The organism is Spirosoma validum, from assembly GCF_014699035.1.
Classification (GTDB): Bacteria; Bacteroidota; Bacteroidia; order Cytophagales; family Spirosomataceae; genus Spirosoma; species Spirosoma validum.
Genome location: NZ_JACXAA010000002.1, coordinates 211,093 through 226,523 on the forward strand (window position 1 = coordinate 211,093; position 15,431 = coordinate 226,523).

Annotated in this window: 14 protein-coding genes; 1 reads left to right on the forward strand and 13 read right to left on the reverse strand. The window is 49.9% G+C overall.

The window, feature by feature from the left end; translation table 11 throughout:
- Nucleotides 1-3 precede the first annotated feature (3 nt).
- Nucleotides 4-930 carry a DUF389 domain-containing protein gene (locus IC230_RS05735; protein ID WP_191038026.1) on the reverse strand — a complete coding sequence of 309 codons (927 nt, stop codon included), beginning with the start codon at nucleotides 928-930 and terminating at the stop codon, nucleotides 4-6.
- 120 nt (nucleotides 931-1,050) lie between these two features.
- Here IC230_RS05735 and IC230_RS05740 point away from each other — a divergent pair, with 120 nt between their 5' ends.
- Nucleotides 1,051-2,580, forward strand: coding sequence for an amidase (locus IC230_RS05740; RefSeq protein ID WP_191038027.1), 1,530 nt, complete (start codon nucleotides 1,051-1,053; stop codon nucleotides 2,578-2,580).
- Between the two features lie 67 nt (nucleotides 2,581-2,647).
- Here the strand turns inward: IC230_RS05740 and IC230_RS05745 are convergent, their stop codons facing one another.
- The 12 genes from IC230_RS05745 to IC230_RS05800 all read right to left on the reverse strand — a co-directional run bounded on the left by IC230_RS05745 (nucleotide 2,648) and on the right by IC230_RS05800 (nucleotide 15,429).
- Nucleotides 2,648-3,535 (reverse strand): hypothetical protein, encoded by an 888-nt coding sequence (locus IC230_RS05745; RefSeq protein ID WP_191038028.1) that lies wholly within the window; start codon nucleotides 3,533-3,535, stop codon nucleotides 2,648-2,650.
- Between the two features lie 49 nt (nucleotides 3,536-3,584).
- Nucleotides 3,585-4,823 carry an MFS transporter gene (locus tag IC230_RS05750; protein WP_191038029.1) on the reverse strand — a complete coding sequence of 413 codons (1,239 nt, stop codon included), beginning with the start codon at nucleotides 4,821-4,823 and terminating at the stop codon, nucleotides 3,585-3,587.
- Between the two features lie 35 nt (nucleotides 4,824-4,858).
- Complete coding sequence (locus IC230_RS05755; RefSeq protein ID WP_191038030.1) at nucleotides 4,859-5,104, reverse strand: DUF4926 domain-containing protein; 246 nt, start codon at nucleotides 5,102-5,104, stop codon at nucleotides 4,859-4,861.
- Nucleotides 5,101-5,415 (reverse strand): DUF6883 domain-containing protein, encoded by a 315-nt coding sequence (locus tag IC230_RS05760; RefSeq protein ID WP_191038031.1) that lies wholly within the window; start codon nucleotides 5,413-5,415, stop codon nucleotides 5,101-5,103. The genes IC230_RS05755 and IC230_RS05760 overlap by 4 nt, the downstream gene beginning before the upstream one ends.
- Nucleotides 5,416-5,419: 4 nt before the next feature.
- The gene (locus IC230_RS05765) at nucleotides 5,420-7,117 is read right to left on the reverse strand and encodes a sodium:solute symporter family transporter (RefSeq protein ID WP_191038032.1); all 1,698 of its coding nucleotides are present in this window, start codon (nucleotides 7,115-7,117) and stop codon (nucleotides 5,420-5,422) included.
- Between the two features lie 247 nt (nucleotides 7,118-7,364).
- Nucleotides 7,365-7,778, reverse strand: a complete 414-nt coding sequence (locus IC230_RS05770) for a T9SS type A sorting domain-containing protein (RefSeq protein ID WP_191038033.1) — start codon at nucleotides 7,776-7,778, stop codon at nucleotides 7,365-7,367.
- A 115-nt stretch (nucleotides 7,779-7,893) separates the two neighbouring features.
- A complete protein-coding gene (locus IC230_RS05775) occupies nucleotides 7,894-9,135 on the reverse strand; it encodes an MFS transporter (RefSeq protein ID WP_191038034.1) in 1,242 nt (413 codons plus the stop codon).
- Between the two features lie 102 nt (nucleotides 9,136-9,237).
- On the reverse strand, nucleotides 9,238-10,509 hold the full coding sequence (locus tag IC230_RS05780) for an MFS transporter (RefSeq protein WP_191038035.1): 1,272 nt from the start codon (nucleotides 10,507-10,509) through the stop codon (nucleotides 9,238-9,240).
- 84 nt (nucleotides 10,510-10,593) lie between these two features.
- Nucleotides 10,594-11,382, reverse strand: coding sequence for a sialate O-acetylesterase (locus IC230_RS05785; protein ID WP_191038036.1), 789 nt, complete (start codon nucleotides 11,380-11,382; stop codon nucleotides 10,594-10,596).
- Nucleotides 11,375-12,658 carry a polysaccharide pyruvyl transferase family protein gene (locus IC230_RS05790; RefSeq protein ID WP_191038037.1) on the reverse strand — a complete coding sequence of 428 codons (1,284 nt, stop codon included), beginning with the start codon at nucleotides 12,656-12,658 and terminating at the stop codon, nucleotides 11,375-11,377. The genes IC230_RS05785 and IC230_RS05790 overlap by 8 nt, the downstream gene beginning before the upstream one ends.
- Nucleotides 12,659-12,662: 4 nt before the next feature.
- Nucleotides 12,663-13,937 carry a polysaccharide pyruvyl transferase family protein gene (locus IC230_RS05795; RefSeq protein ID WP_191038038.1) on the reverse strand — a complete coding sequence of 425 codons (1,275 nt, stop codon included), beginning with the start codon at nucleotides 13,935-13,937 and terminating at the stop codon, nucleotides 12,663-12,665.
- Between the two features lie 49 nt (nucleotides 13,938-13,986).
- Nucleotides 13,987-15,429, reverse strand: a complete 1,443-nt coding sequence (locus IC230_RS05800) for a RagB/SusD family nutrient uptake outer membrane protein (RefSeq protein ID WP_191038039.1) — start codon at nucleotides 15,427-15,429, stop codon at nucleotides 13,987-13,989.
- Nucleotides 15,430-15,431: the final 2 nt, after the last annotated feature.

Here is a 15,431-nt window from a genome sequence, read left to right on the forward strand (position 1 = left end):
TACTTAAACAATAGGCTTACGCTTATGCAGTAGTTGTTGTTTTGCCATAAACACCACATAACAGGAGGCTACAATTAAGGCTACATCCAAACCGAATCGCTCGGCACCTTCGAGTGCCAGAGACCACTGTCCACAGGCTATCGACACGCCAATCATGGCGGCTGCCGAAATGATGACCATAGCAATCAGCGCACCAGCAATAATACTACGTCGGTAAGAAGCAATGATAATGGCTCCGGACAACGTACCGCAAATAGAAACAATGATGTCTTTGGTAGAGGGATGAGCCATCATGTCCACAGCCTGATTTCTGACAAACTCCTCTTCACTGGCGGCTCCCAACCAACGTAACAACAGGAATGTCAATACTGAAGCCAGAATTAGCGTACCATAGCCCATCAGAACAGACCTTAGTCCTCGTTTGATGGTGTGGAAGTTATTCAGGACAAGACCTAAGGGTATTTGGGCAATTGGTTCGAAACCCGGCGCAATAACCGAAGCAGCGACGAAAGCAACGACCTGTGGTACGGGTTCTGAGACTAACCCGACAGCAGACATAGCACCACCCAGGGCCATGAGTGATAGATAATTACCCGTCACCCGTCCCTGATGGCGCAGCCCCGTTTCCATCTCTTCCCAAATCGCTTCGTCGATGTCGTTTTCAACTAACGAATCATTTTGTGGGTCAATGATGCTGGCTTGCTCGGCGGTGGCAATCGAATACGTTGTGCCCTTACAAACATCCGCGATTCGGCGTAAGGCTTCATCAATGCCTTTATTCAGGGTCTGAAGCGTTAGAATATCGCCGATGGGTTTGATGGAACCGCCCCGTTGCACCGACAGCCCGACAACACAATCTAAGGGTTCAAGCTGACTGATGAGTTTGTCAGTATGGTCGGAAGGTAGCGATACGACTAAGGTACGATGCATAAAGAGCGATTGATTTCTATAAAGTGTAACCAAATCAGCAACCGACGGTTGTAAAACTCATCAGATTCGCAGGTCGAATATCGTTTTTGAGTACCTTCCGGCCTGATTCCTGTCTACTCTATGCAAACGTCACGTGCTCAAACGCTGTCTTTCGAGGAATATGTCAACTACGATGCAACGGCCTTGGCCGAACTCGTTTGTAAAGGCAACGTAACGCCCGCTGAACTGCTCGAAACAGCCATTGCCCGTGCAGAAGCCGTTAACCCGCAACTCAACGCCATCGTAACACCGCTATACGATAAAGGCCGTGATATGGCTACGCATTTACCGGAAGAAGGTACTTTTCGTGGCGTACCCTTTTTGCTGAAAGATCTGGAACTGGAATGGGCGGGAACGCCGATGAAGTCGGGCTGTCGGAGCTTTCAGGATTACGTATCAACGATAGACAGTGAAGTTGTCAAACGGTTGAAAGCCGCCGGACTGGTATTTTTCGGGAAAACCAATACGCCTGAATTTGGCCTGACGCCCTACACCGAATCAAAACTTTATGGTCCGGCTCGAAATCCCTGGAAACTTACCCATTCACCGGGCGGGTCAAGTGGTGGGTCGGCCGTTGCTGTGGCGGCTGGTATTGTGCCGGCGGCTACCGCATCCGACGGGGGCGGTTCCATTCGTACGCCAGCTTCCTGCTGTGGCTTATTTGGGCTGAAGCCGTCGCGGGGGCGCGTTACGCTCGGGCCGCAATATGGCGAGTTATGGAATGGAGCGGTGGTAGCTCACGTAGTCACACGTAGCGTACGGGATAGCGCGGGCTTACTTGATGTGAATGCAGGTGGACCGACGTATCGGCCGCTCGCTGGCGACCCATATGGAATTATGCCCCCCGAACGCCCTTTCAAAGAAGAAGTTGGTCGCGAGCCTGGAAAATTTCGCATTGCGTTCTCAACGCAGGCGCTTATCGCTTCTCAACCGACACATCCTGAGTGCGTTAAAGCTGTTCAGGAAACGGCCAACTTGCTGGAGAAACTCGGGCATACGGTTGACGAAATACCCTTGCCGTATGAGAAAACAATCGTAACGGAAGCCTTTTTTCTAAACGTAGTGAGCGAAACGGCCGGACTACTTCGTCAAGTGGGTACGTATTTAGGTCGCCCGATTCGGCGTACCGATGTAGAACTGAATACGTGGGCGCAGGCCCGGCTGGCCGATGGTTTTTCAGCCGCTGATGCGGCCTACCAGAAACGGCGCTGGAATACGCTTAACCGTGCTATGGGCAAACTTCATGAAACCTATGATGTATTCCTGACGCCGAGCTTACCAAGACCACCGATCGCTATCGGTACGTTTCAAAACACGGTTTCGGAGCAGCGTTTACTCAAATTAGTCGACTCGCTGGGGGGCTTAAAATACCTGAACGGCAGCAAAATTGTAACGGAATTAGCCGAGCGATCATTGGGCTATATTTCGTTTGCTGTTATCGCCAACATGACGGGTCAGCCTGCTATGTCAATGCCATTACACTGGTCTCCAGACGGACTACCCATTGGCGTTACGTTTGCCGCTAAATTGGGCGATGAAGCAACCTTATTTCGATTGGCAGGCCAACTGGAGCAGGAGCGACCCTGGTTCGATAAACGGCCACCTTTGTAAAGGTACTGGGGGTAATTGTTGGCGCAACAAGCTTTATCTACATTCAGAACCAGCCTTAATCAACTGATTATCGTCTGTCTTTATTCATGATTTGTATCAAAGCCGGTTTAACGGCTAAGGCATGCCCTTTGCCGAAAGTGACTATGATACGATTATACTGATCCAAAGCCTGATCCAGTTTGGTCAATAAAATGCTGTCTCTGATCATTTTTGATTGCCGGCCAAGGGCGCAAAAATGACAGTCGCCCCCATTGATGTAGTCGAATTTTTCTACATCGCCAGTTAATGCCGGGACAAAAGGCCGTTTTATGTACTTCTGGTACAAATCGTTGAAGTAAGCGAATGTTTGTTCGTGAGAAGCTAACGGAAAATCGTTGTTAACAAGCCATTTTACTCCATCATTAAAATACGTTTCGAAGGATTCCTTTTGATTGCCAAAACTTAAATAAGGAATAACGATTCGCTCCATAACGTAATAGAGATACATTTCTTCTTTTGGAAACCGCTTGAGGGTTAACGCAAATTCTAAACTGTCTGGCGTATCGCCATTCAACAAGTGAACACCGGCCTGGTCACTCAGGTATTTTAAGCAACCTGTTTCTCCGGCTTCAAAAGCAGCTTTATTCAAACTTGAGTAATGGACACTTTCATTTATCTGTCCGCCTTCGTTAAAAGCAACTTGTGGTTTTAACTGAGAGAAACAGCGTTGAATGACAGCAAACTGTTTATTGGTTGAATCGCGAATATGATCGCAGCCAATAAAAATTAAGCGTTTCGACTGATGAGATACATCGACAATATAAGGCGTTGGGACACGGTTCATTTGCTTGCCAACGTCGACGTAATCAACTGTATGGAAATGTCTTTTTGGCTCATCATACGTCTGCCCAGATTGACAACCGGTCGTCAACAGATTCGTAGCTAAAAGAAACAGGATGAGCGACTGCAGAAGCATAGTCTAATAGTGGGATATAAAAGCACGATGCTACCCAGCAATTTTTAGGTTATTCGCTGTAATCTAAATCTTTCCCAAACGTCTCTTCCATCGTTACCAGCGACCAGATGGCTAATAGGAAACAAACAAGTGCCACGATAGCCACAGAGCCAACTGCTCCCAGCGTGGGTTTCATAACCTGAAAAGCGGGAATAGTGAGCAACGTAGTGGCCCGAACATTGTTCGCTATGGACGTAGTGGCCGTCGCGCGGAGGTTTGTTCCGTAACTCTCAGCGGCAATCGTCAGGAACATAGCAATGTAGCCGATGCCAAAACCCATGACTAGCAGAACGCTATAAAACGTACTGGCTGAGGTAATTCCAGTAAACAGATAAAGAACAATACAAACGAAGGTAAAGGCCATCATCAGTCCGACCGCTTTCCGACGAGATTGCAGCCACTGGCTCAGAATCCCACTGAACAAATCGCCCGCAACAATACCGATGTAGGTGAACATGACACCCCGACCCGGCTGGATCGCTTCCTGAACACCGACGGCTTTCCCGAACTCGTTGCTGAACGTAGCCAGAATTCCAATTACCAGATACGTCGGTAAGGCAATTCCCATGCAGCGGAGGTAACGTAACATGGACGGCCAATCGCGAAATAAAGCCCAGAAATTACCCCGCGATACGTTGGTTCCCTGCACACGTTTGAACATACCCGATTCGAGCACGCTGATACGTAGCAGCAGTAAGCCTAGGCCCAATCCACCGCCGATAAAATACGTCGTGCGCCAGTCGAAAAGTGTAACGGTAAAGTAAGCGACAACGGCCCCCAGCAAGCCTACGCTGGCTACCAGCGATGAGCCATAACCTCTGAGGTGTGGAGGCAAAATTTCACTAACTAACGTAATACCCGCTCCCAATTCGCCAGCCAGACCAAAACCAGCCACAAACCGAAGCCAGGCATACTGTTCTGGATCCTGCACGAAACCACAGGCAATGTTCGCCAGCGAATACGTAATGATACTTCCAAAAAGTACAGAGAGCCGACCGCGTTTATCCCCCAGAATTCCCCACAGAATACCACCCAGCAATAAGCCTGCTTGCTGGAAATTCAGGATTCGGCCACCAATGAGCGAAATATCCGCTTCCGATAACCCCATATCTTTCAGGCTAGGCACGCGAACGATGTTGAACAGCAACAGGTCATACACATCGACGAAATAACCCAAGGCCGCCACGATGACCGGTAAGGTAAATAAGGGACGTAGCGAAGTTGAGGAGAGAACGGTAGTGTCTTGCATGCGATAACTCGGAGAGGTACCCAAGAGAGTTGCTACTAAGCGGCTCGAGTCATCTCCCGGTATGTCAGAATAGTGTTGGGACGAGGAGCGTCAAGGTCAGATTCCAAGACTGGGAGTACGTCAATTGTGTTCCCCTGCGCGTCGAAAAACTCCAGGATATAGCCATCATTCTGGTCAGCGTGAGCTATGTGTTCAACGACAATACCCATATCGCCTTTCTTGAGGCCATGTTGAGGAAAATCTTTACCTAATACAGCTCGTTGAAATAAGTCAAATTTCATAGCTTTTCAGGATATAAAGTGACAAAACGCCAGACAGCAGGTGTTTCCGTATATAACCAGATTGTAACAACGCCGAAGTTACGTAATGTACCGCTTATTTTATATAAATCGCCACCGAATGGAGCGGGACGTGAATAAATAGCTTCGCCGGTACGGATAATTTCACGGATGTCCTGCTCTAATTCATCCCAATTATTTTGTGTGTAACCTAATTTATTTAGGAAAGCCGATTTGTCACTCTCGGCTTTCCACACCAATAAATAATGGGTAATTTTTCGACTGTCAAGAATGATTTCTCCTTCTATGATCATGCTGTTACCAGAACCGAACGTAAAGAACGGTCAGTAACATAAAAATAATGGCGACCATGGCTGTGGTCGATGGAGCCAATCGGAACATTCTTGAGTCGATCTCAAACGCTTTCGGGTTGATAGCCGGTCCGGCCAAACTGATCAGAACCATCGTCAGCACCGTGAACACGAAGGCCCAGCCCATCGAAACCAGAAACGGAATTTCATAGACCCCTTCTGCATTCCGGAACGCCGTGTAGAGTATCGTTTCGTGACCGAACCATTCAGGTGCGAAGTGATTGAACAGAATTGCCATAGCAAAACCCATCAGGATACCCACAACGGCCGCGGCTCCTGTCGTGCGCTTCCAGAAGAAACCCAGCAGGAACACGGCAAAAATACCGGGGCTCAAATAGCCCGTGTATTTCTGGATAAACGTAAAGCCGCCTTCACTGCCAACACCCAGCGCATCCTCCCAGGTCAGGCCAATGGCCATTAGCATCGCCACCAAGATGGTAACCCGTCCTGTCCAGACCAATTGCGTTTCGGTAGCTTCTTTCTTAATGTACTTATGGTAGATGTCAAGCGTAAAAATCGTTGAGATCGAATTGGCTTTGCCCGCCAGCGATGCTACGATAGCCGCCGTTAAGGCAGCCATTGACAAGCCTTTAAGACCCGTAGGCAGGAACGACAAAATGGCTGAATACGCGTTATCGGCCAGTAGCTTACCGCCCGGCGCCATTTCATTCTGAAGACTACCGTTTTTATACAATACGTAAGCCGCAATACCCGGCAACATCACAATCAAAGGCATGAATAGCTTGATCATGGCCGCAAACAGAATACCCGTCCGGGCTGTTTTCAGGTCAGCGCCAAGCGCACGTTGGGTAATGTACTGATTACAGCCCCAGTAGTTCAGGTTCACAATCCACTGACCAGCAAAATACATCGTGATACCCGGCACCGTCAGGTATTTATTCACTTCTACCTGTGGCGTATTTGGGCCTGGTTTTTCAAAAATCAGGTGGAAGTGATCTTCCGCATCACCCATCATCGCCGAGAAACCAGCCAGTACGTCGTTCCCTAGGCCAAATTTCTGACTAACCAGCGTAAGGGCGATATAGCTGGTGACCAGCCCGCCAATAACCAGCACAACAACTTGAATTACGTCCGTGTAGCCGATAACTTTCATGCCACCCAACGTAATGATCAGGGCAAAAATACTTAAACCAATCACGATGGGGTGAAACAAATCGGCCCCCACCAGGCTACTAATGGCCAAAGCGCCCAGGAACAGAATCGACGTCAGGTTTACAAAAACGTAGAGAAACAGCCAGAAAATAGCCATAATCAAACTAACCGTCTCGTTATACCGCGTTTTCAGAAACTGCGGCATCGTGTAGATATGGTTCTTGAGATAAATGGGCATAAACCAAATCGCCACAATAATCAGCGCAACGGCGGCCAGCCATTCGTAGGCGGCAACGGCTACCCCGAACGTAAACCCATTCCCCGACATGCCAATGAACTGCTCGGCGGAGATATTTGAGGCTATGAGCGAGGCTCCAATAGCCCACCAGGTCAGTGATCCTTCTGCAAGAAAAAAGTCTTTGGTATCGAGTTTAGTCTTTTGCTTTTGCTTATAAATCCAGTAGCCATAGGAGGAAACACCAATGAAATACAGGAGAAAAATTATGTAATCAATCTGCTTAAGCTGGTTCATTTTGCAGCACGAAAAATTGGTTTTGGAATCAGCCTGTAAAAAAGCAATTATTTCTTCAAATAGGCTTACTCTAGGGTAAAATCATTTATAGATTAGTGAATCCAGTACAATTGATAACGATTTTGGTAAGATGGCAGATACTTATTTGCCGTGATAAGCATACCAAGGGTCTAACCGACATGAACGGTCATAAAAAAAGGTACGAAGCAGTCTCCGTACCTTCCCATGATCTGGATCACGTATTGGATTAATTAATGGCGATAAGCCTCGCAGGCAGTGTTTGTTGTAGCGATGGTGTTGTTAATTTAAACGTAAACTCTTCCTTATGCCCACCTCCCGATATTCGGAATGTATATTTTCCATCGCCAAGCTGACTCATATCGAAGGATTGACGATAGGCGTTCCGTTTTCTGAGTTTTCCCGACAAAGTTTCGTTGTACAATAACTTTCCCTGTTGATCGACTAATTCGACACTGAGTTTTTCTTCAGGTTTATACTGTTCCAAAGTTAGCCATAGCTTAGAATTTTCCAGGGCTGGATACATCGCGACCGCAAATGATTTTTCTGTGTAATAAGTGTCCTGGCTCATGCCGGGTAACGAATACAGTAAGCTGAATGTCAGAGATAAAGCGCTGATGATCAATTTAATGGAAGTTCTCATTGGATTGCAAGAGTTAAGTTTAAAACCTTTAGCTGTCAACCCAATGATGTTGCTAAGCCAGCCGAACGCTGGTAATATGGAGTAGCGGTTTAAATAAATGATAAACGGTTAGCGACTACTCAACGAAGTCTAAATCCTTGCCAAAAGTCTCTTCCATTCGACTCAGTGACCAGAATGTTAGCCCGTAAACAAGAATGCCCAAGATGCTGGCGGCAGCCAATACACCAACGGATGGCTTCAGCGCCTGATAGGAGAGGGTCATGATGATGGCCGTACCGCGCACAACACTCGGTACCGACGTAGTGGCCGTAGCCCGAAGGTTCGTGCCGTAGAGTTCAGCAACCATCGTCAGGAACATGGCAATATAGCCCGTAGAGATTCCGGCTAAAAGACAGATTATGTAAATGCCATTCGCGGTATGTATGCTGCCCGATAAATAAGCAGCACTCAGCAACGTACTGAACACGAGCATTCCAATAATTGCTTTCAGACGAGAACGGAGCCACTGACTCAATGGACCGCAGAGAAAGTCGCCGATGGCAAAGCCCATGTAAATGAACATGACGCAACGGGCGGGATTAAGTCCGCCGTCAACTGTGAGTGCTTCGCCTAGCTCATTGGCGTACGCAGCCAGAATACTAACCACAAACCAGGTCGGAACGCCCACTGCTACGCAGCGAAAGTATTTAATAAGTTGTGGCCAGCTACTGAAAAAATAAAAGAAGTTCCCCCGGCGGACTGTCTTATGGTCGGCTTCTAATCGGCTGAACAGGCCTGATTCGAAAACGCTCACGCGAAGCAGCAACAGAAGAACGCCCATGCCACCACCAACCCAGAAGGCCATTCGCCAGCTGAAATATTCAGCAGTCAGGTAAGCGGCTCCCGCTCCCAGATAGCCAATCCCGGCTATAATCGACGTACCGTAGCTTCGAATTTCTTTGGGGAGAATTTCCGAGACCAAAACCATTGCTGCGCCAATCTCACCCGATAAGCCAACGCCAGCAATAAAGCGCAACAGGGCGTAGGTGTTTACATCTTGCACAAACCCGCAACCAATATTCGCCAGCGAATAGGTAATGATCGATCCGAACAGAACCGACATTCGCCCTCGTTTGTCGCCCAGCACACCCCACAGAAACCCGCCCAACAATAAACCGGCCTGCTGACAGTTGAAAATGAACGTACCAGCGGTTGAGATCTCGTCTTTCGACAAATGCAGTGCCTGAAGGCTGGGTACCCGAACAATGGTGAAAATCACCATGTCGTAGATATCCACGAAATAACCCAATGCCGATACAATGACCGGTAAGGCAAAAAGCGGACGTAAAGACGGACGGGTGGGAGAGAGGGTTTGCATAAGTGAGGAGGAAAGGGAGTAAAGGGAAGAATGGGAGGAATGTTAAAAGAATTCTTTCCTTTCGTCCCATTCCTCCCTTTACTCCTCTTCCTCCTTTCCCATTTATTCTTCCAGATAATTCAGATCTTTCCCGTGGGTTTCGGGAATAGTCAGGATGGCGTAGAAGCCGAGAATAAAACTGATCAGGCCAACAACGGCTCCGGCGTTTATAATGTCGAGTGACGGTTTCAACGCCTGATACGTTAGCGTCATCGGAATGACCAGGCCACGTACCATATTCGGTACCGTAGTGGCAGCCGTTGCCCGGAGATTAGTGCCAAATTGCTCGGCGCCAATGGTGACAAACATGGCCCAGTAGCCAATACCGAAGCCCATGGCCAGACACAAACCATACAGAACGGTCGCACTGTTGATGCCGAAATACAAATAAACCAGCCCAAAGATCAAGGCGATGCCCATCAGTAAAGCAACGGACTTCCGGCGCGATTCGAATGCCTGACTGATGAAACCGCTGGCCAGATCGCCAAAGGCCAGCCCAACGTAGCACCACATGATGGCTAACCCCGGCTGAATCTCCTCAGCGATGCCCAGTGCTTTCCCGAATTCATTGCTGAACGTAGCGAGGATGCCAATAACGAACCAGGTCGGTAAGCCAATGGCGATGCACTTGAGGTAGCGACTGAGTCGGTTGGCGTTCGTGAAAAAAGAAAAGAAATCCCCCCGGTTGACGTGTTTCTGTTCCGTAACGTTCGTGAACATACCCGATTCGACAACGCCGACACGTAGCAGCAACAGCCCAACGCCTAGTCCACCACCTACAAAAAACGCCATCTGCCAGTCGAACAGTTTAACCGTAAAATAGGCAACAACAGCGCCAAAAAGCCCAATACCCGCCACGAGCGACGTACCAATGGCCCGCTTTTCGGTAGGTAAAATTTCACTAACAAGCGTAATTCCAGCGCCCAGTTCTCCAGCTAAGCCAACACCAGCAACGAACCGCATGAGAGCGTAATACGTGACAGGGTCCATGAACGTAACGTTCTTGATAAACCCACAGGCAATGTTAGCGATGGAATACGTAATGATCGAGCCGAAGAGTACGGAGAGTCGCCCCCGTTTATCGCCTAATACACCCCATAAAATACCGCCAAGTAGTAACCCGCCCATTTGCCAGTTTATAATGCTGGCGCCAACGGTCGAGATTTGATCGGGCGTGAGGCCAAGGTCTTTCAGGCTGGGTACGCGAACAATACCAAAAAGCAGTAAGTCGTAAATATCAACGAAGTAGCCCAGGGCGGCTACGATAACGGGTAGACTAAACAAACCAGCCTGCGGTTCGATTTGAGGCCTGGACGGAAAAGTAGGAACAGCCATGCGGCAAAGTAGGTGAGTAAAGGCAAAAGATTCTGCAATTATACGAAATGGCCAAAGAAGATAGGTCCTTAGCGATACTTTCCCTTACCGATTGAGTTTGATTAATTTCTTCTGGATGAACACATCCGCATATCGTTGGCCAAGTGTTTGGGCAGAACGCGTATCGAAATGCGTTGAATCGCCTTTATCGGTCAGCCCCGACGACAGTACACAATATGAATCCGGAATGTGCTGGGTAGCGCGTTGAAGAGCATCGTTGACCGTTTTCGCGTCGGGATTTCGTTTCACCACAAAGTCACCTAACGTACCAACGACAAACGGTACATTGGGCGCATTCAGTTCTTTTCGGAATCGGTTAACCAGTTCAACCAGTTTTTCTTCGTAAACACCCGCTTTGTCGGGCGTGGAATCTGATTCGCCCTGATGCCAGATGAAACCAGCTAACTGACCTTGTTCAAGTGCTTTCTTAGCCCGGCGTAACGCATCATCATACGGATACGATTTAGTCGGCTCGTAGTAAGCCCCCGGCTTCCAGACGTCAATGCCCGAACCCCCGACGGCGCAGGGTACCAGACCAATATTCAGAGCGGGGTACGTAGCAGCCAGTTTTTGCGCGAAAGCCAGGCCCGGACCAACGCCAATAACAGCGGGTTTGTCGAAATGCATTGGGTCGCGAGCGGGTACCCAACTTAACTCTTTGGTCAGCATCCAGATATGGGGATTCGGCTGTTGAGCCGCATCGACAGCCCCTCGACCAGCCATATTCGACTGACCGATAAGCAGAAAGAGCTGAAGGCGGGGCGGTACGTCCTGTCGGAAAGCAAATGCGCTGAACAACAGCTGCAGGCAGGAAATCAACTGAATTTTACGCATGAAGAGCCTTTTTCAGAACGCCCATGGTTTCGCGCTGGCGTTGCTCCACAAAGGTACGAGCCTTTGCCACTTTTGCTTTTGCGGTTTTAGGATCTTTCGCCAGCGCAAGTACCGTCGGCACAATCTTCGCTACGTCGCCAGGCGTGTCCATGTCGAATAGCCAGTCGTCCAGACCAACATCCCGCCACATGTATCCTTTGCTCGTCTGTTCTTCGAACCGGCAGACAATGGCTGGAATTCCCTGCGCAATGCACATAATGGGGGAATGCATTTCGAGGCCAAATAAGCCCGCCGAGCGAATATACGTACTGACGGCCTCATCGGTCAGCCAGTAATGATCTCGCCAGACGACATTGGCTTTCACATCGTCGGGCAGCGGGTCGTACAGCATTTCCTTCCCGATACGTACCTGCGTTTCGTTCTCTGGAACAAGTAAAACCTTCATTGGCGTTTGCCGAACAACCGCAATGATCGCTTCGCGGATGGGCGCGTTGTCCTGCTCTTTCATTTTTTCGTTATACGCTCGTTTGGCTTCGTTGGGCGCCTGTTTCTTTTGCGGTAACTCCCACCAGGGCGAAAACCGATACTGCGGAATGGCACACAAAAATTTCCCGGTTTCCAGATTGTGTTCCCGCAGAAAAGCATCGGCGGCTGCGTCGTTCCGAACATCGACGGCAAACGCACCATCGGGGCAAAATTCCATGATTGGGCACGTAACGCCGTGTTGTCTGGCAAATTTCAGCGAAACCGAATCGCGGAAATAGGCAAACTTGGCCTTGCTCAACAGCTCAATGTCGACGGGATTAATCTTGCCCCGGTCTTCGGCAAAGCCATAAACGCCCGGAAACGTAATGCCATAAATCCCGTAGGACTTGCCCGTTTCGTTCACCCAGCGTTCTACGTCTTTACGGGCCACCAGCGACGGGCCGGAACCATGCAGCAAAAACTCACATTCGTTAAACGCTTTCTGTATTTCGTCGGGCGATTGAATAAGGGGTACGTTTGGAAACCGTTTGCGTAACATGTCTTCCACGCCATTGCCGACGTTCATCGGCCAGAGCCGAACGTCGACATCGGGCAGGTATTTTTCCAGCAGCGACAAAACGCCCGGTGTATGGCCGATATCGCCAATGTTTTCGGTTTGCCAGGACGAGCGCAGAATAATCGATTTTTTTGCGGTCAGACGGTCTGCTGCTGACTGGGCCAGGGTTGGAACATTCATCAACAACCCAACCAGCGCTGGGAGTTGATTCAGAAAAGTTCTACGGTCTTGCATCGACTCAGACGGAGATTACGTTCTTTTTGACTAAACCCATCGTTTCGCGCTGGCGCTGCTCCACGAATTTCCGGGCCTTGGCAGCTTTGGCTTTTGCGGCTTTGGGGTCTTTCGCCATCGCCAGCACGGCTGGAACGTAACGCGCAATGTCTGCTTCGTTATCAAAATCGAACAGCCAGTCGCCCAGGCCAATGTCTTTCCACATCACGCCCTTACTGGTTTGCTCGGCAAAGCGTCCGACAATAGCCGGGATACCATTGCCGATGCACATGATGGGGGAGTGCATTTCGAGGCCGAACAAACCCGCCGACCGAACATACGTACTGACTGCTTCGTCGGTCAACCAGTAGTTGTCACGCCAGACGACTTTGGGTTTGACATCGTCGGGTAGTTTGTCGAACAGAACTTCCTTACCCAGCTTCACCTGCGTCGAGTCTTCCGGACAAATCAGAATTTTCATCGGCGTTTGCCGAACCACCTGAATAATAGCCTCGCGCAGGGGGGCATTGTCGTGTTCTTTCATGGCCTGATTGCGCGTATTCCGGGTTTCGTCGAAAGGGGTTTTCTTACTCGGAATCTCCCAGTAGGGCGTAAAGCGCTGGCGCGGAATGACACACATAAACTTACCAGCTTCCAGCCCATGTTCGCTCATAAACGTAGTGGCGGCCTGATCGTTACGCAGGTCGACGGCAAAGGCACCGTCGGGACAGAATTCCATGATGGCATTGTGAACGCCGTTCTTTTTAGCGAAATCCAGTGAGATCGAATCCCGAAACAAGGCAAACTTCGCTTTGTTGAGCATCTCGACGGATTGCGGGTTGGGTGTTATCATCGCTTTCGGATCGGGGCTGTACACGCCCGGAAACGTAATGCCGTACACGCCGAACGGTTTACCGGTTTCTTTATCCCACTGAACCACACTTGCGGTTGCCACCAGCGATGGGCCAGAACCATGCAATAGAAACACACAATCCTTGAATGCTTTCTGAATTTCGTCGGGCGTTCGGATAATGGGTACGTTCGGAAACCGCTTACGCATCAAGTCTTCCACGCCATTATCGAGATTCGATGGCCAGAGCCGAACCTCAACGTCGGGCAAATATTTTTCGAGTAGGGTCAGCACGCCCGGCGTGTGCCCAATGTCGCCAATGTTGACCGTTTGCCAGGACGAACGAAGAATGATTGATTTTTTGTCAGCCGCCTGCGCTATGGCTGGAATACTGTTCAGCAGGCCAATCAGGGCCGGCGTTTGCTTCAGGAAATCTCTGCGAGTTGTCATAAAAGTCGAGGATGATAAGCGTAGTACGTAGGTTATCGGGCGACGGCCATTAATACCCATCATTCTGTTTCAGCAACGGATTGGCGTCCATGTCGGCCTGCGGAATGGGCAGTAGGACATGGAATGGTTGAATGGTTGGATTCCGGCCAAAGCTGGTCTCGGCCTTGACGGCGTCGAGCAAACGACCAGTACGTACCAGGTCGAACCGGCGATTGTTTTCAAACACCAGCTCCAGGCGCCGTTCAAGCCAGACCGCTTCCTTAAACTGCTGATACGTAAGCCCCGACAGGGCAGTTAGTCCAGCACGGGTACGTACTTTGTTCAGAGCCGCATACGCGTCGGCGGTAGGACCGGTGTTCACCTCGTTGGCGGCTTCGGCATACATCAGCAGTACGTCGGCATACCGAAGGATGGTTTTGCTGGTCCCTTCACCACCGGCGGTTTTGGCCGTTTTGTCCCATCGTTTCTGAAACGAGATGGCTTTCGTAAAATCAGGGTCAGAGATGGATAAATTAGTCGTTACCCCATTATAAACATACGACGTCAGGAACGTAACGGCCTTGCGGGTGTCCTTATCGGCATATAGATTGTACAGTTGGGCCGTTGGGCGGGCAATTCCCGAACCGGTACCAGGATAAATGGCCGCCGATCGTACGCCATACCCACGTCCATCGCCGTGCCCCCGTACGTCGGTCAGATACTGAATTTCAACCAGATTTTCTTTGCCACCTCGTGCCGTGAGGGCAAACGCATCCGCAAAATTCGCATACAGATCATGGACGCCCAGATCCATCACTTCTTTGGCTTTGGTAGCTGCCTGCGCCCAGTAAGACGATCCAGCAGTGGTGCCCGCCCGAGTTAGATACACTTTAGCCAGTATTCCTTTGACTGCGCCCAGCGTAATGCGTCCCGACTCGCTGGCTGGATAGGTTTTTGGTAGAACGGCTTCGGCTTCTTTCAAGTCGGTTTCGATCAGTTCGTATACCTTGGCAACCGGGTCGCGCGGGAGGGCCAATCCTTCGAGGGAAGTGGTTTCGGTCGTCACGATCGGTACGTCGCCGTAGAGCCGGACGAGGTTAAAATAATGCAGAGCCCGCAGAAACTTCGCTTCGGCGATGTACCGCTTTTTCAGGCTTTCGTCCATCGAAATGCCGGGCAGTCGACCAATCACGATATTCGACCGGTTGATGCCATTGTAAGCCCCCGAATAGAACGAAACAAACGAGTTGGAGGGCGTAATGTTATACCGCCACAGCAACGGCCGGTCGGCAGCGCCGGTCAGAAACGGAATCGCGTCGTCAGTGCTGACCAGGTCCAGAAACGGGTCGTTATAGCCAATGGCTGCGTAACAGGCACCCACAGCCGCTTTGGCATCGTCGGCAGTTTTGTAGTACGTTACATTGGTTAGATTCGTAACGGGCGACAGATTTAGCTGGCTTTCGCAGGCCGTTAGAACAAGGGCCAGAACGGGCGCTATGTGTTTAAATTTCATGG